This window comes from Caballeronia arationis, assembly GCF_001544975.2.
In the GTDB taxonomy this organism is placed as follows: Bacteria; Pseudomonadota; Gammaproteobacteria; order Burkholderiales; family Burkholderiaceae; genus Caballeronia; species Caballeronia arationis.
This window is the reverse complement of sequence record NZ_FCOG02000009.1, coordinates 46,399-60,868: the sequence shown is the minus strand read 5'-3', so window position 1 is coordinate 60,868 and position 14,470 is coordinate 46,399. Positions and strand designations below refer to the sequence as shown.

Below are 14,470 nucleotides of genomic sequence, written 5' to 3'. Positions count from 1 at the left end.
GCCGTGAAGTTTCAGGGGCCCTTGGATGCCAGGCGAATGCGCGCGGCGCACCGTTCGAACGCAGTGGCGAGTTCGTTCAGCGCGGCACTGTCTGCCCCCGACAGGAGAAGGCAGTCGTTCACGAGATCGGACAAGGTTGCGAGTTGCTGATCGACGGCATATCGGCTGCCGTCCGGGCGCGAGTTCCACAACAGATGCGATGCCGGCGGATTCGGCTGTGACAGATACACGGCGACGCATGCGGGTTCCGCGCCCATGGGCGGCAATAGCTCCATCTCGACGGACTCGAGCAGGCCGCCGTTTGCGTTCGCAATGATCGTCATAAAGACCCCGTGCAGGTCGCAATGCAATCCGCCATCGTCCCCCGGCAGAGTTAGCACATCCTGAGCTTGCGCCAAAGCGCTCGCTAAGCGACTACTAAGTCTCGCCGCCCAAAGTTGCTTCCGACACGACGCGCAGGCCATGCCATCCCGTCCCGGGAAGCGGCTGCGCGTACGCCCTTCCCGCGAGGCATTTTCATGGCCAAGACCCGAAGCGCCTATCTGACCCGAGCCATCAACAAGGTGCCGGAGGTGACGCTCGCCTTCTGGATCATCAAGATCATGTCGACCACAGTCGGCGAGACTGGCGCGGATTATCTCGCCGTGAACGTCGGTCTCGGCGCGATCGTCACCGACGCGATCACCGCTACGCTGCTCATCATCGCCCTGCTCGCGCAATTGCGCTCGCGCCGCTTCGTGCCGTGGATCTACTGGCTCACGGTCGTGCTGGTGAGCGTGGTGGGCACGCAGATCACCGATGCGCTCAACGACGGCGCCGGCGTCAGCCTCTACGCGAGCACGGCCTGCTTCGGAGCGATGCTCGCGGCAATCTTCTGGATCTGGTATCGCTCGGAAGGCACCTTGTCGATTCGCGCGATCGACACCCGCCCCCGCGAGCTCTTCTACTGGGCCGCCATCCTCTGCACCTTTGCGCTCGGCACCGCTGCCGGCGACTTCGCGACCGAAGCGCTCGGCCTCGGCTTCTCGCTCGGCGTCGTGATCTTCAGCGCGCTGATCGCCCTCACGGCGTTCGCAGCGTACATCGGACTGAACCGCGTGACGGCCTTCTGGATCGCGTACGTCCTGACGCGTCCGCTCGGCGCGTCGCTCGGCGACCTGCTCTCGCAGTCGCGCACGTACGGCGGCGTCGGCCTCGGGACGATCTACACCAGTGTCATTTTTCTGACGATTATCGTTGCGCTCGTCGCTTACGTGAGTATCGCGAAGCCGAACGCGGACGAATCGAGCCTTGCCTGACCTCAATTGGGAGAAGAAGATGAAAGCACCACGCCTCCTCACCGTCGCACTGAGCATCGCGCTGGGCGCAGCCACGTTCGGCACCGCGTTCACGCCTGACGGATTCGCACTGATCGGATCGATTCAGGCCGCGACCGCTTCGAAGCTCGGCGACCTCACGCCGTTTCGGGCGATCGTCGCGGATACGGCTGCGCGAGTCGACAAGGGCGACCTCGCCGGCGCGAAGACGCGCATCAAGGATCTGGAGACGTCGTGGGACGAAGCCGAACCGTCGCTCAAACCGCGCGCGGCGCCGGACTGGCATACGGTCGACAAGGCGATCGACCGTGCACTCGATGCGTTGCGGGCCAAGGCGCCCGATCAGGCGAACTGCAAGCAGGCGCTCGCGGACCTGCTCGCGACAATGGATCGCATCGGCACCTGTCACGGGACATGTTGAGTCTCTTCGGGGGCACGGGATGAGAGTATTGCTGGTAGAAGATGACCGCATGATCGGCGAGGCGGTGCAGGATGCGCTGAGAGACGACAGCTACGCGGCCGACTGGGTACGCGACGGCAAGCTCGCGCTCACGAGCTTTCAGACGCACGTCTACGACGCGATCCTGCTCGATCTCGGCCTGCCTGGGAAAGACGGGCTCGACGTGCTGCGCGCCGTGCGCCAGGCGGGGAGTCTCGTGCCGATACTGATCATCACTGCACGCGACTGCATCGACGATCGCATTCTCGGCCTCGATGCGGGCGCCGACGATTACCTCCTGAAACCCTTCCACATGTCGGAGCTGAAGGCGCGCATGCGCGCGGTGATCCGGCGGCGCGGCGGGCAGGCGGCGCCCAACATGAGCAACGGCCTGGTCACGCTCGATCCCGCCACCCGCGAAGCCAGTTCCGGGCCGCATTTCTCGCGCCTGTCCAGTCGCGAGTTCGCGCTGCTGCAGGCGCTTCTGATCCGCCCCGGTGCGATCCTTTCGCGTGCAGAACTGGAGGAGCGCATCTATGGCTGGAACGAGCAAGTCGAGAGCAACGCGGTGGAATTCCTGATCCATTCGTTGCGCAAGAAGCTCGGCACCGCTGCCATCAAGAACGTGCGCGGTGTCGGCTGGATGGTGTCGAAAGCGCCATGACGCGCTCGCTTCAGTTCAGGTTGTCGGCGTGGCTGTCGGCGCTCGTGGTGGCGATTGCAATCGTCGCTGGTGTGATCGCGTTCAAGACGGCCTTTCACGAGGCGAACGAATTGCAGGACGACCAGCTCGAGCAAATCGCCTTGCTCATCACGCCGCAGAGCCTCGGCGTCATGGAGCACGAGGCGCTCGCCAACGTCGCGAATCGGGCGGACCTCGAAGCAAAGCTCGTGATCCAGACGACCATCGAGCGCAAGCCGCTTACGCTCGCCGCCGATTTGCCCGACGGTTTGCAGAACGCGAGCGTGCAAGGCGTGCCATGGCGGATCGTCGTGAAGACACTCGCGAGCGGGACGCGCGTCGTGGTCGGCCAGCAGACGGCCGGCCGCGACGAGATCGCGCGCAACAGCGCGCTCGCTACCGTCATGCCGTTCGGGACGCTCGCCCTCGTACTGCTTGTCGTATTGCATCTCGTGGTCCGCCGCATGTTCAGGCCGCTGACGCTGCTCGCCACAAGCCTCGACAACCGGCCCGAACACGACCTCTCCGCGCTCGCCGGCGACGCGCTCCCGAGCGAGATCACGCCATTCGTCGTGGCAATCAATCGACTGCTCGCCCGCGTCGAGACATCGGTTGCCGCGCAACGCCGCTTCGTCGCCGATGCCGCGCATGAACTGCGCTCGCCGCTCACCGCGCTCTCGCTACAGGCCGAGCGGCTCGATGCCAGCGAGATGCCGGACGCGGCGCGCAAGCGGCTCAGGTCGATGCGTTGCGGCATCGAGCGCACCCGCGTGCTGCTCAACCAGCTTTTGACGCTTGCTCGCCTGCAGGAAAAGCCGCGCGCGTCGACGGTTGCCGAATTGCGCGTGCAGGAAGTGTTTCGGCATGTCCTTGAAGACCTGATGCCGCTCGCCGAGGAACGGCGCATCGATATCGGCGTGTCGAGCGACGGGGACGTGCTTGTGCATGCTCCCGAAGCGGATCTCACGATTCTGGTGCGTAACCTCGTCGACAACGCGATTCGCTATACGCCTGAAGGGGGATCTGTCGATCTCTCGACCGGGCTTGCTGACGGACGGCCGTGGATTTGCGTGACGGATACGGGTCCCGGCATCGCGCCCGAGGAACGTGCGCGGGTGTTCGATCCGTTCTATCGCGTGCTCGGAAGCGATGTGGACGGCTCGGGGCTTGGCTTGTCGATCGTCGGGAGCATCGCCGCGCGGATCGGCGCGCAGATCGAATTGTCCGACGGGGTGCCCAGCGGGCTCGTCGCTACCGTGACGCTCGCACCGGGGGCGCCTGGCAAGTAACAGCGCCGAGGTGCACAACAGCGGCGACGCCCTGCCCGGATGCGCATGACATCACGGCCACGCGGGACGCCGCATGCACGACGTTCACCCTTTTCAATTCGACGCGTACGCTTCGGTCGCGCCCGCATCGCGCGTGGATTGCGCGAACGAGCCGATCTTGCCTTCATGCCGTGCTTCGAAGATCGCACGGTTGCGGTCGATCGCACGCTCGCTCGGCGGATAGTCGACGGAGGATGACGGCGCCAGGCCCTTCGCCTCGGCCTGCACGAGTTGCTGCTCGACCTCGGTACGGGTCAGTCCGCCGGCTTGCGCCGACGCTTGCGTGGCAACGGCAACCGTGATCGATGCAAGCAGGAACAACGCGGTCTTCTTCATGATGATTTCCCTTTTCGACAATTGAACAAGTGCGACCGGTTCGGCGCGACTCATTGCGCCGCTGCATGGCTTGCGCCCGGCATGCCGTTCGAGGCGGAGCCGTCCTGAGCGCCGCCGTAAGCAACCGAGCGATCATGCGTCGCCGCGACCTTGGCTTCGGCAACTTGAAGTGCGTTCGGATAGTCCGCGTCGTGCGTGCTGGGTTGATAGCCCGCGGCCTCCAGTTGCACGAGATCCGCGCGTACTTTAGCGCGCGTCACATGGTCGCCCGTCGTCTGGGCAAAAGACGCCAGCGGCGCCAGCATTGCGGCCGTCAGGACCGCACACAGGATTTTCTTCATGATGATCAGCCTCCAGGAATCAATGACAAAGGGCTCATTCGAACCGATGGAACCGAATGAAACCCGCTGGAACGCCGCTGTTTGAATGATTGGCGTTGAAGTGATTGTGGTGCCCGGAGACCGACACGATGCTGACGCGGACGTTACAAGTTTGATAACTTGCACGATAAAGTTCGTCGCGCGCGAAGGAGCGATGACGGCGTGGGCCCGCTGCTCCTGCGGGGCAGCGCGTCGGCCTATTGCGGAGGGAAGGACAGCACGAAGCGCGTGTTGCGTGCGTCGCTTTCGGCGTGCACGCGGCCACCATGCAACTCCATGATGCTCCGGACGATCGCAAGGCCAAGGCCCGACGAACCGCTCGCAGGACCGCCGGCGCGTGACGGATCGCCACGATAGAAGCGGTCGAAAATGCGCTCGAGCAACAGAGGATCGATGGGCTCGCCCTCGTTCTCTACAGTCACCCGCACCCCGGCGGAATCCGCATGGGCAGCGAGCCTGATCGCGCCTTCGCGCGGCGTATGACGCACCGCATTGGCAAGCAGATTGCTAACCGCGCGCCTGAAGAGCTCGACGTCGGCCCTGAGATGACCCGAGCCGCTCACGGTCAGATGCACGCCCGCGTCTTCCGCGAGTCCTTCGAAGTATTCGGCGATGCGGTGCAGTTCCCCGGCCACTTCAAACTCTCCCATGTGCCGCGAAAATTGCGGATGCTCCGCGCGCGCGAGGAACAGCACGTTTTCGATCATGCGCGAGAGACGGTCGCACTCTTCGAGATTCGACGCGAGGAGTGCCTGATACTCGTCGACCGAGCGGGGCCGCGCGAGCGCGACCTCCGTCGCGCCGCGCATGTTGGCAAGCGGCGTGCGCATGTCGTGGGCGAGATCGGCGGTGAACTGCGAGAGCCGTTGAAAGCTGCGCTCCAGCCCCGCGAGCATGCCATTGATCGACACGATGAGCGGCTCCAGTTCGCTCGGCACGCCCTCCACCGCGATGCGCGTGTCGAGCTTGTCGACCGTGACGCCCGCCGCATTCTCGGCCATTTCGCGCAGCGGACTCAGCGCGCGGCGCACGAGAAAATAGCCGATGGCGAACGTCAGCAGCACGCCCGCGACTCCGGCGAGATGCAGCCGGTCGCGATAGCGGTCGAGCAGCAGCCAGCGGTCGCGCATGTTGCGCACGATCACGATGGTGGCGACCGTCCCGTCCCCGAGCTTTGCATCGGCGGTCAGAATGCGCAGTGGATCGCCGTCCGGCGCGGTGGCCGCGAAGATGGCGTTGTCCGTGATCCGGGCCGCGGCGGGGACGCGCTCGGAAGCTGGCGTCAGTCCTTCGGCGGTTGCGCCGAGATTGTGCTGCAGCAGCAGTTTGCCCGACGCATCCGCGACGCCGATGGAGAGCGCCTCGTTGCCGAGCACCTGGCTCTCGAGCCGCTCGTTGAAGCGGCGGACGTCCCCGAAATCCTGCAGTTCCTCCGCCAGGCGCCGCGTGTGCCGCGCGGCCAGGACGATGTCGAGATCGTCCTGCACCCGCACCTGCCGCTCCAGCGCGAAGTACACGAAACTGCCGACCAGGCCGAATACGGCGAGCGTGGTGGCGGCGAAGGCGAAGGCGAGCGTCGTGGTGAGCGAACGCGCGCGCATCAGTCAGTCTCTTGGGTATTGATCACGTAGCCGACACCGCGCACGGTCTGGATCAGCTTCACGTCGAAGTCGTCGTCGATCTTCGCGCGCAGGCGGCGGATCGCCACCTCCACCACGTTCGTGTCGCTGTCGAAGTTCATGTCCCAGACGTAGGACGCAATCTGCGTGCGGCTCAGCACTTCGCCGTGCCGCCGCGCGAGCAGTTGCAGCAACGCGAATTCGCGCGGCGTGAGCTCGATGCGCCTGCCCGCGCGGCGCACCTTGCGGCGCGTCACGTCGATCTCCAGATCGCCGAGCGAGATCAGGTCGCTTTCACGCAGCGGACCGCGACGCGCGAGCGTCCTCACGCGTGCCAGCAGTTCGACGAAGGCGAACGGCTTCACCAGATAATCGTCTGCGCCGAGTTCGAGTCCGCGCACGCGATCGGCGACGTCGTCGCGGGCAGTGAGGAAGATGACCGGCGTGGCCTTCGTCTGACGAAGATTGCGCACGACTGTCCAGCCGTCCATGGTCGGCAGCATCACGTCGAGAACGATGACGTCGTAGTTCTCTTCCTGCGCGAGGATCAGCCCTTCGGCGCCATCGCGCACGACATCGACCAGATAGCCGGCTTCTTCGAGTCCCTTCTTGATCTATGCGCCGGCCTTTTGCTCGTCTTCGACTATCAGAATGCGCATCCCGGCGACCTCATCGTAAGCGATTGACCATGCCTGCGATTTTACGCCGCGCTCGCCGGCGTCCGATTACAAAAGCGTCATCTTCGAGGGCCGCCGGGGAAGTCGTTCAGGTCGGCGTAGCGGCCATGGCGGCCCGCGCGGCTCAGCACATCGCGGGAGAACATGTCGGAGATCGCGCATGTGCCGAGCGCGCCCGCCGAAAGGACCAGGACCGCTTGCATCATCAAGTCGAACATGGGAATTTCTCTCTCAGGTTTTGGCGTCAATGAATGCGCGCCCTCCACGCGCTCGCCCCGTCGAATCGTCACGCTGGTCATTGTTTGCCCTCAGACCCGACTTTCGGACTGGCGACTTAGTCGTCAATTAGGGTGCGTTTGGCGACCGAAATATCTTGAGCATAATGCGACTCAATCGTATTCTGACGCACTCAAGTGCATGAGTTTGCCGTCGTCCGAGGCGCGCTCGCATGACGTTGCTGCCCCTGGCGGACGTCGCGTCACCCAATCCGATCACCCGTCTGCACAGGAGCTCCGGCATGTTGTCGACCGCCATCATCGTGTTTCGTGAAGTGCTCGAAGCCGCGCTCGTCATCTCCATCGTGATGGCCGCCACCAAGGGCGTTCCGCGGCGCGGTTTCTGGGTGTCGTGCGGGCTGGTTGCGGGGATCGTCGGCGCAGCGCTGGTCGCCGTTTTCGCCGATGTCATCGGCTCCTTCGCGGCAGGCATGGGCCAGGAGGTGTTCAACGCGGCCATCATGTTCCTCGCGGTCGCGATGCTCACCTGGCACAGCGTCTGGATGAGCAAGCACGGTCGCGAAATGGCACAGCAGTTGAGCGCGGTCGGGAAAGCGGTCGCGAGCGGGGCCAAGCCCCTGACGGGCCTCGCCATCGTCGTGGCGGTCGCCGTGCTGCGCGAGGGCTCCGAAACCGTGCTGTTCCTCTACGGCATCGCCGCGGGCGATCCGGGACAGACCTCGCAGATGGCCGTGGGCGGCGCCATCGGCGTTCTGGGCGGCATCGGACTCGGCGCCTGCATGTACTTCGGCCTGCTGCAGATTCCGGTCAAGCGCCTTTTCAGCGTGACGAACTGGCTGATCATGCTGCTGTCGGCCGGGATGGCGAGCCAGTGCGCCGGCTACCTGCTGTCCGCCGGACTCGTGCCGGCGCTCGGCGAACAGGTCTGGGACACCTCGTGGCTGCTCGACGAGACCAGCATCGTCGGAAAGATGCTGCATACGCTCGTCGGCTACACGGCGCGCCCGGCGGGCATCCAGATCATCGTGTACGTGGCGACGCTGGCGGGCACGATTGCGCTGAATCGCTGGGTCGGCCAGTCCGGCACGCGCGCGGCGCAGCCGAAACAGCCTGCATGAGCGACGCGGCACCCGTCATCCGGCCGCGGCAGCCGCCCGCACGATCAGCAAGAGCCCGAGGCCGACAGCCACCGCGCCGATGCCTCGCGCGACGTTCTCACCGGCCGGCGCGACACGTTCGGCCGTCACGGCGGCCGTCACCACGGCCATCGCGCGCAGGTCCATGACGCCGCTGACGAGGAAGATTGCTGTCAGGCCGGCGGAGCAACCGATGCAGTGAAAGCCGAGGCGCAGTCCATATCGCCATGCCATCCCGGCGTGGGCCGGTAATGCGTGCCCGCGTCCCGGCGCCTCCCTGCAGCAGACAAGATGACGCGCCTTCCACGCGCTGAACTGCAGCCCGCCGCCGATCACGACGACCACCCCGATCGCGACCGGCACGGCGCGCGCGAGCGCGGGCACCTGCAACTCGACGGCAGCCAGCGCGGCGCCCAGCGCGAAGACCACGACGCCGGCCACGGTCCACACGGCGAAATACCCGACGCCCGCCACCGCGGTCAGCCGGCCGGGACGCGTCGCGCCGCTCGCAGCAACGGCCTCGCGATAGCGCCGCAGCATCGGCATGAGCGACGGCAGCATCATCGCGACCATCATCACGGCCCACATGCCGACGAACGACGCCGCGACAACGGGCCACGACTGTCCGCACATCGGCATCCATGCCATCGACATCGTCCAGCCGCCGGGCATCGGCATCTCGCCCATCGAGGACATCGATTCGCACCAGACGACCGTCGCCGCCGCGCTGACGGCGAAAAGCAGCACCGACACGCCGATGAAGCCCCGCTCGGAAACCATCCGTACCGACATCTTTCGCTCCCTGATGGTCGTGCTAGATTAGTACCGGGCTTCGGACGGCGGGAGTGACAAGTGTGGCGGGATTCGAATAGACGATGGACTCGCTGATCACGGCGGCGGCGCGTGCGCTCGCAGCCGGCGATCCGCTCGGCGCGCTGAACCGGGTGGCCTTGCGCGACGACGCTCCCGCGCTCGCGCTGCGGGGCATCGCGATGGCGCAGCTCGGCGACCTCGTGCGGGCGAAGGCACTCGTGCGAAGCGCGGCCCGCGCGTTCGGTTCGAAGGAGGCCGTGGCCCGGGCGCGATGCGTCGTCGCCGAGGCCGAGATCGCACTCGTCTCGCGCGACCTGAACTGGCCGACCCGGGCGCTCGACGCAGCGCGGGTGACGCTCGAAGCGCACGGCGACCGGCTGAACGCCGCGCACGCGCGATATCTCGAAGTGCGGCGCCTGCTCCTGATCGGTCGCCTCGACGATGCCGAGCGCACGCTCGCCGCGCTCGACCCCACGCCATTCCCGCCCGCATTGCGGGCCGCTCATGAACTGGTCGTCGCGGGTATCGCGATGCGGCGCCTCAGGACGAAGCCCGCGCGCGCGGCGCTCGCCCGGGCCGAGCTCGCCGCGCAACACGCGCGCATCCCTGCGCTCGCGGCCGAAGTCGAAAGCGCTTTCCTTGTTTTGAACGCCCCCGCGGCGCGCCTCATTGCACGCGGCGAGGAACGGCTCCTCCTGCTCGACGACGTCGAGGCGCTGCTTGCCTCGGAGGCGCTCGTCGTGGATGCGTGCCGTCTCGTCGTCCGTGACGCACACACGCTGGTGCCGCTCGCGAGCCGTCCCGTGCTGTTCGCGCTCGCGCGTGCGCTCGGCGAAGCATGGCCGTCGGACGTGCCGAGGGACGCGCTCATCGCGCGGGCATTTCGCACGAAACATGCCGACGAGTCGCACCGGGCACGGTTGCGGGTCGAAGTCGGGCGGCTTCGCGCGATGCTCGGGACGCTGGCCGACGTGAGCGCCACGAAGCAAGGCTTTGCGCTCTCGCCACGCGACGCGCGCGAGGTCGTGGTGCTGGCGCGGCCCGTCGAAGAGGAGCATGCGGCGATGCTCGCCTGTCTCGCGGACGGCGAGTCGTGGTCGAGTTCCGCGCTCGCCCTTGCGCTCGGTGCCAGCCAGCGCACCGTGCAGCGGGCGCTCGATTCGCTCGCAACGGCGGGCAAGGTGCAGTCCTTCGGTCTCGGACGGGCGCGCCGCTGGATGACTCCGCCGGTGCCCGGATTCACGACGACCTTGTTACTCCCCGCATCGCTTTCGGGCGACTAGGATGGGAGCATGAATCGTCCGTCAACGAGCAACCAAGACAATCAGGATCCGACCATGAACCGTTCAGCGGCTGAAATCGTGCGTGAATACGGGCCCTTTCCGGGCGTCGACAAAGTGAATGGAGTCACGTACGACGGCCAGCAAGTGTGGTTCGCCGCCGGCGACACGCTGAACGCCCTGGATCCGGCGAGCGGCGAGACGGTGCGCTCGATCGAAGTCGCCGCCCATGCGGGCACCGCCTTCGACGGAGAGCACCTGTATCAGATCGCCGAAGAGCGTATCCAGAAGATCGATCCGAAGACCGGGCGCGTGCTCGCCACGATCCCGGCGCCCGGCGGCGGCGGCGATTCGGGGCTCGCGTGGGCCGAAGGGACGCTCTGGGTCGGGCAGTATCAGGAGCGCAAGATCCATCAGGTCGATCCGCAGACAGGGGCCGTTCTTCGCACCATCGAATCCAACCGCTTCGTCACCGGCGTAACCTGGGTCGAAGGAGAACTCTGGCACGCCACGTGGGAAGCCGACGAGAGCGAACTGCGGCGAATCGATGCCCGCACGGGCGAGTTGCTGGAGCGTCTCGACATGCCGGCTGGCGTCGGCGTGTCGGGCCTCGAGTCCGATGGCGGCGACCGGTTCTACTGCGGAGGCGGAAGCAGCGGGAAGATTCGGGCCGTCCGCCGGCCGAGGCGCCAGCCGGGCGACGCCGGCGACACGAAAACCCCGGACGACGCCGCCTAGGGCTGAACCGCCGTCAATTCGTCCACTCTCGACAGAAACAGTTCGAGCGTGGGTGAAGCATTCGACCGGCTGTAACCGACAACGAGGTCGATCGTCGGCGCCTCGCCTTCCAGCGGCCGGCTCACCACCGACCACGGCAGCAGATTGTTCGCATACTCCGGCATCAGCGCGAGGCCGCGCGTGGAAGCCACGAGCGACATCGCCATCGCCAGGTTGTCGACGCCGTGCTCGGGCGTGATATCGAGGCCGCTCTCCCGCAGATAGCGTTCGATCACGTCGTGCAGCGACGTCGCCTTGTTCGACGCCATGATGAACGTCTCGCCGCTCAGATCCTCCGCGCGGATGGCGGCGCGCTCCGTCAGCCAGTGATCGCTCGGCATCAGCACGACCAGCTTCTCGCGGCTCACCACGCGATACGTCAGATCGAAACCCGGCTCGGCCCGCAAAAACGCGAGATCGAGCTTGCCGCGCGCGAGCGCGTCGGCGAGGTCCGGCGAATAGTGGCTCGACACCGTCACGTCGATGTTCGGCAGTTCGTCGCGCAGCACCTGCATCGCGCGCGGTAGCCAAGTCATCTCCTCGCCCGTCAGGAAGCCCAGCGCGAACACCTTCTTCGCCGGCTGCGACGCGCGGCGCGCCGCTTCCGTTGCGGCGTCTACCTGCGCGAGCGCGAGTCGCGCGTGATCGAGAAACGCCTTGCCCGCCGCCGTCAATTCGACGCCGCGTGCGCTTCGACTGAACAGCGCCGCACCGACCTCGTCCTCCAGGTCGCGAATCTGCCGGCTGAGCGAGGGTTGCGACGTATGCAGCCGCCGCTCGGCCGCCACGGTCAGGCTGCCGGTCTCGGCGACCGCCACGAAGTACTTTAGATGGCGCAGTTCCATTTCCTTTCTCGCGCTTTCCCATGCTTCACAGGCATGCCCCTCAGCCTACAAAGTCTTTTTCATTTAGGCAAGCGCCCTCTACATTGCTCAACAGGCAAGGACGACACGCAGCAACCACCCGTCGTCCGCCCCATACCTTTCATCTATATCCCAAGGAGTTTGAAAATGACCAAGCCAGTCATCCTCATCACCGGCGCGCTGACCGGAATCGGCCGCGCAACCGCGTTCGCTTTCGCCGACAGCGGCGCGCGCCTCGTCGTTTCGGGTCGTCGGGAAGCCGAAGGCCGGGCGCTCGAAGCCGAACTGCGCGAACGCGGCGCCGACGCAGTCTTTGTCCGCGCCGACGTCCGCCGCGACGACGACGTGCGCGACCTGGTCGATGCCGCGGTCGCACGCTTCGGCCGGATCGACGCAGCGGTCAACAACGCGGGCACCGAAGGCGAGCCGGGCCCGATCGTCGATCAAACCGCCGAGAGCTACGCGGCGACCTTCGAAACCAACGTGCTCGGCACCCTCCTGAGCCTCAAGCACGAATTGCGCGTCATGCAGGCGCAGGAGCACGGCAGCATCGTCAACGTGTCGTCGACGTACGGTCACGAAGGCGCCGCGTTCGCATCGGTCTACGCAGGAAGCAAGCACGCGGTGGAAGGCATCACGAAATCAGCGGCGCTCGAAGTGGCGGCGTCGGGCGTGCGCGTGAACGCCGTCGCGCCCGGACCGACCGACACCGGCATGCTCGACCGCTTCACCGGAACCGCCGACCGCAAGGCCGCGCTCGCCGCGTCCGTGCCGCTCGGACGCGTCGGCAAGCCCGACGACATCGCCCGCGCGATCGTGTTTCTCGCTTCCGACGCGGCGTCGTTCGTGACTGGCCAGATCGTCACCGTCGACGGCGGCAAGACCGCCGGCTGAGCGCCCTCTTTACCTACATCACCGGAGTTTCGTCATGAACAACCTCACAGGAAAGACCGCGCTCGTCACGGGCGCATCGCGCGGTATCGGCCGCGCAAGCGCGCTCGCACTCGCTCGCGCGGGTGCGCAGGTTCTCGTCCACTACAGCAGCGGTGAAAAGGAAGCGGATGCCGTCGTCGAGGAGATTCGCGCGGCGGGCGGCGTTGCACAGAAAATCCCGGCGAACCTGCGCGATGCCGACGGCCCGCATCGGCTCGCAGAACGCGTGCGCGAAGTGATCGGCCATCGTCTGGACATTCTGGTGGCGAACGCGGGCGTCTCGAAGGCCGCGAGCATCGAGGAGACGACCGTCGAAGACTTCGACAACCTGTTCGCCGTGAACGTGCGCGCGCCGTATTTCCTCGTCCAGCAACTGCTGCCGGTGATGTGCAAGGGCAGCAGCATCGTGCTGCTCTCGTCGCTCGCGGCGCGCGCTGCGGTCGGCACGCTTTCGGCCTACGCGGCGACCAAGGGCGCGGTCGATACGCTCGTCACGCACTTCGCGTCGATGCTCGGCGAACGGGGTATCCGCGTGAACGCCGTTGCACCGGGCGTCGTCGAAACCGACATGTCGAACTTCACGAAGACGGATGCGGGACGCGCGGCCACCCTCGGCATGCAGGCATTGCAACGTCTGGCCCAGCCAGACGACATCGGCGACGCAGTGGCGTTTCTCGCTTCGGACGCCGCGCGCTGGATCACGGGCGAGACGCTGCGGGTAGACGGAGGCTCGAAGCTCTGACGACCGAGGCAGTCCCGCGCTCAGGCGCGCGCGCTCCTGCCGCGCAGATCGTCGAGAACGGGGACGACGGCGAGCGCCACGAGGATCGTGGCGAGGGGAATCGTCGCGACGAAGCCGGCGTATTTGAACCCGAACGCGCCCGCCAGCGCGCCTGCCAGAAACATCCCGAGCAGCGACGACAGCAGGCGCAGGCGCGCGCGGTCGGCGCGGACCTTTTCGCCGCCCTGTGCTTCGCCGAGGTTCCAGTAGAAGAGCTTGCCGAGTTCGATGCCGATATCGGTCACGAGTCCCGTCACGTGTGTCGTGCGAATCTCGGCTTTCGAGATCTTCGTGATCATCGCGTTCTGCAGGCCCATCACGAAGCAAAGCAGGCCGACCGTCGCGGGCATGAACATCACGCGATGATGTTCGAGGTTCGAGCCGAGGAGGCCAAAGCACAGCAGCAACAAGGCTTCGAGCAAAAGGGGCATCGCGTATTCGCTGTGAGCCTGCCTGCGCCGGCCCCAGTTGATGAGCATCGCCGACGCCGCAGCACCGCAGAGGAACGCCGCGAGCGCGCTCAGTCCACCGACGACGAGCATGGTTTCGCCGATTGCGAGATTGTCCGCAAGCGCCGAGACGATGCCCGACATGTGGGAGGTGTACTGTCCCACCGCGAGAAATCCGCCGGCGTTGGCCGCGCCGGCGACAAACGCGAGCGCAAGCCCGAGCCGCCGGTTGGCCAGAACGGTGCGATTGCGGGCAGTCAGGCTGCGAAGGTAGTGGATCGGCATGACGGACGGGAGACGGGCATCGAGCGCTTATTCTATGCCGTGAAAACTCCCAGCATCTATTGTTTTCCGTACGCGGGGAGCGTCGGCTCAGGCCCGGAAGACCCGCGGATTCCGCAGGTAGCCGGGTGCGGCGCGTCGGG

The 14,470-nt window shown here is 66.2% G+C and carries 18 protein-coding genes; 9 read left to right on the top strand and 9 right to left on the bottom strand.

From position 1 onward, the window contains the following. Positions 1-11: 11 nt before the first annotated feature. Positions 12-323, bottom strand: coding sequence for a hypothetical protein (locus AWB81_RS07615; RefSeq protein WP_062633799.1), 312 nt, complete (start codon positions 321-323; stop codon positions 12-14). Between the two features lie 195 nt (positions 324-518). Here AWB81_RS07615 and AWB81_RS07610 point away from each other — a divergent pair, with 195 nt between their 5' ends. The 4 genes from AWB81_RS07610 to AWB81_RS07595 are packed head-to-tail and all read left to right on the top strand — an operon-like array spanning position 519 to position 3,726. Then, positions 519-1,298, top strand: coding sequence for a COG4705 family protein (locus tag AWB81_RS07610; RefSeq protein WP_062633797.1), 780 nt, complete (start codon positions 519-521; stop codon positions 1,296-1,298). A 19-nt stretch (positions 1,299-1,317) separates the two neighbouring features. Further along, a complete protein-coding gene (locus AWB81_RS07605) occupies positions 1,318-1,737 on the top strand; it encodes a hypothetical protein (protein ID WP_062633937.1) in 420 nt (139 codons plus the stop codon). 19 nt (positions 1,738-1,756) lie between these two features. After that, a complete protein-coding gene (locus tag AWB81_RS07600) occupies positions 1,757-2,419 on the top strand; it encodes a response regulator (RefSeq protein ID WP_062633795.1) in 663 nt (220 codons plus the stop codon). Further along, positions 2,416-3,726 carry an ATP-binding protein gene (locus tag AWB81_RS07595; RefSeq protein ID WP_087134852.1) on the top strand — a complete coding sequence of 437 codons (1,311 nt, stop codon included), beginning with the start codon at positions 2,416-2,418 and terminating at the stop codon, positions 3,724-3,726. The genes AWB81_RS07600 and AWB81_RS07595 overlap by 4 nt, the downstream gene beginning before the upstream one ends. Positions 3,727-3,819: 93 nt before the next feature. On the opposite strand, the gene AWB81_RS07590 is transcribed toward AWB81_RS07595, so the two are convergent. From AWB81_RS07590 to AWB81_RS44600, 5 genes are all read right to left on the bottom strand, one after another. Further along, positions 3,820-4,101, bottom strand: a complete 282-nt coding sequence (locus tag AWB81_RS07590) for a DUF4148 domain-containing protein (protein WP_159938843.1) — start codon at positions 4,099-4,101, stop codon at positions 3,820-3,822. 50 nt (positions 4,102-4,151) lie between these two features. Then, positions 4,152-4,442 (bottom strand): DUF4148 domain-containing protein, encoded by a 291-nt coding sequence (locus AWB81_RS07585; RefSeq protein ID WP_062633790.1) that lies wholly within the window; start codon positions 4,440-4,442, stop codon positions 4,152-4,154. 236 nt (positions 4,443-4,678) lie between these two features. Beyond that, on the bottom strand, positions 4,679-6,082 hold the full coding sequence (locus AWB81_RS07580; protein WP_062633789.1) for a heavy metal sensor histidine kinase: 1,404 nt from the start codon (positions 6,080-6,082) through the stop codon (positions 4,679-4,681). Beyond that, positions 6,082-6,714, bottom strand: a complete 633-nt coding sequence (locus AWB81_RS07575; protein WP_235025748.1) for a heavy metal response regulator transcription factor — start codon at positions 6,712-6,714, stop codon at positions 6,082-6,084. Before AWB81_RS07575 ends, AWB81_RS07580 begins: the two co-directional genes overlap by 1 nt. Before the next feature lie 122 nt (positions 6,715-6,836). Continuing rightward, on the bottom strand, positions 6,837-7,076 hold the full coding sequence (locus tag AWB81_RS44600; RefSeq protein WP_143753701.1) for a hypothetical protein: 240 nt from the start codon (positions 7,074-7,076) through the stop codon (positions 6,837-6,839). Positions 7,077-7,294: 218 nt separating this feature from the next. Between AWB81_RS44600 and AWB81_RS07570 the strand changes: the two genes are divergently transcribed. Continuing rightward, positions 7,295-8,131: an FTR1 family iron permease gene (locus AWB81_RS07570; RefSeq protein ID WP_062633787.1), complete on the top strand. Its 837-nt coding sequence runs from the start codon at positions 7,295-7,297 to the stop codon at positions 8,129-8,131. A 15-nt stretch (positions 8,132-8,146) separates the two neighbouring features. Here the strand turns inward: AWB81_RS07570 and AWB81_RS07565 are convergent, their stop codons facing one another. Then, a complete protein-coding gene (locus AWB81_RS07565) occupies positions 8,147-8,941 on the bottom strand; it encodes a DUF2182 domain-containing protein (RefSeq protein ID WP_062633785.1) in 795 nt (264 codons plus the stop codon). 83 nt (positions 8,942-9,024) lie between these two features. On the opposite strand from AWB81_RS07565, the gene AWB81_RS07560 reads away from it, so the two are divergent. Next, a complete protein-coding gene (locus AWB81_RS07560) occupies positions 9,025-10,245 on the top strand; it encodes a hypothetical protein (RefSeq protein WP_062633784.1) in 1,221 nt (406 codons plus the stop codon). A gap of 54 nt (positions 10,246-10,299) precedes the next feature. Further along, positions 10,300-10,980, top strand: a complete 681-nt coding sequence (locus AWB81_RS07555) for a Vgb family protein (RefSeq protein WP_062633936.1) — start codon at positions 10,300-10,302, stop codon at positions 10,978-10,980. Here AWB81_RS07555 and AWB81_RS07550 read toward each other — a convergent pair. After that, positions 10,977-11,864 (bottom strand): LysR substrate-binding domain-containing protein, encoded by an 888-nt coding sequence (locus tag AWB81_RS07550; RefSeq protein ID WP_062633782.1) that lies wholly within the window; start codon positions 11,862-11,864, stop codon positions 10,977-10,979. The two genes, AWB81_RS07555 and AWB81_RS07550, sit on opposite strands and share 4 nt — an antisense overlap. Before the next feature lie 165 nt (positions 11,865-12,029). Here AWB81_RS07550 and AWB81_RS07545 point away from each other — a divergent pair, with 165 nt between their 5' ends. Together AWB81_RS07545 and AWB81_RS07540 are read left to right on the top strand one after the other, a co-directional pair. Continuing rightward, the gene (locus AWB81_RS07545; protein ID WP_062633780.1) at positions 12,030-12,776 is read left to right on the top strand and encodes an SDR family NAD(P)-dependent oxidoreductase; all 747 of its coding nucleotides are present in this window, start codon (positions 12,030-12,032) and stop codon (positions 12,774-12,776) included. A gap of 34 nt (positions 12,777-12,810) precedes the next feature. Then, positions 12,811-13,557: an SDR family NAD(P)-dependent oxidoreductase gene (locus AWB81_RS07540; protein ID WP_062633778.1), complete on the top strand. Its 747-nt coding sequence runs from the start codon at positions 12,811-12,813 to the stop codon at positions 13,555-13,557. 20 nt (positions 13,558-13,577) lie between these two features. Here the strand turns inward: AWB81_RS07540 and AWB81_RS07535 are convergent, their stop codons facing one another. Beyond that, complete coding sequence (locus tag AWB81_RS07535) at positions 13,578-14,330, bottom strand: YoaK family protein (RefSeq protein ID WP_062633776.1); 753 nt, start codon at positions 14,328-14,330, stop codon at positions 13,578-13,580. Positions 14,331-14,470 lie beyond the last annotated feature (140 nt).

Bases quoted from the DNA above. Each gene is read 5' to 3' on its own strand.
- AWB81_RS07540 (WP_062633778.1), top strand. From the start codon at position 12,811: ATGAACAACCTCACAGGAAAGACCGCGCTCGTCACGGGCGCATCGCGC.
- AWB81_RS07570 (WP_062633787.1), top strand. From the start codon at position 7,295: ATGTTGTCGACCGCCATCATCGTGTTTCGTGAAGTGCTCGAAGCCGCG.
- AWB81_RS07605 (WP_062633937.1), top strand. From the start codon at position 1,318: ATGAAAGCACCACGCCTCCTCACCGTCGCACTGAGCATCGCGCTGGGC.
- AWB81_RS07545 (WP_062633780.1), top strand. From the start codon at position 12,030: ATGACCAAGCCAGTCATCCTCATCACCGGCGCGCTGACCGGAATCGGC.
- AWB81_RS07595 (WP_087134852.1), top strand. From the start codon at position 2,416: ATGACGCGCTCGCTTCAGTTCAGGTTGTCGGCGTGGCTGTCGGCGCTC.
- AWB81_RS07560 (WP_062633784.1), top strand. From the start codon at position 9,025: ATGGACTCGCTGATCACGGCGGCGGCGCGTGCGCTCGCAGCCGGCGAT.
- AWB81_RS07585 (WP_062633790.1), bottom strand. From the start codon at position 4,442: ATGAAGAAAATCCTGTGTGCGGTCCTGACGGCCGCAATGCTGGCGCCG.
- AWB81_RS07555 (WP_062633936.1), top strand. From the start codon at position 10,300: ATGAACCGTTCAGCGGCTGAAATCGTGCGTGAATACGGGCCCTTTCCG.
- AWB81_RS07535 (WP_062633776.1), bottom strand. From the start codon at position 14,330: ATGCCGATCCACTACCTTCGCAGCCTGACTGCCCGCAATCGCACCGTT.
- AWB81_RS07610 (WP_062633797.1), top strand. From the start codon at position 519: ATGGCCAAGACCCGAAGCGCCTATCTGACCCGAGCCATCAACAAGGTG.
- AWB81_RS07615 (WP_062633799.1), bottom strand. From the start codon at position 323: ATGACGATCATTGCGAACGCAAACGGCGGCCTGCTCGAGTCCGTCGAG.
- AWB81_RS07600 (WP_062633795.1), top strand. From the start codon at position 1,757: ATGAGAGTATTGCTGGTAGAAGATGACCGCATGATCGGCGAGGCGGTG.
- AWB81_RS07550 (WP_062633782.1), bottom strand. From the start codon at position 11,864: ATGGAACTGCGCCATCTAAAGTACTTCGTGGCGGTCGCCGAGACCGGC.
- AWB81_RS07565 (WP_062633785.1), bottom strand. From the start codon at position 8,941: ATGTCGGTACGGATGGTTTCCGAGCGGGGCTTCATCGGCGTGTCGGTG.
- AWB81_RS44600 (WP_143753701.1), bottom strand. From the start codon at position 7,076: ATGACCAGCGTGACGATTCGACGGGGCGAGCGCGTGGAGGGCGCGCAT.
- AWB81_RS07580 (WP_062633789.1), bottom strand. From the start codon at position 6,082: ATGCGCGCGCGTTCGCTCACCACGACGCTCGCCTTCGCCTTCGCCGCC.
- AWB81_RS07590 (WP_159938843.1), bottom strand. From the start codon at position 4,101: ATGAAGAAGACCGCGTTGTTCCTGCTTGCATCGATCACGGTTGCCGTT.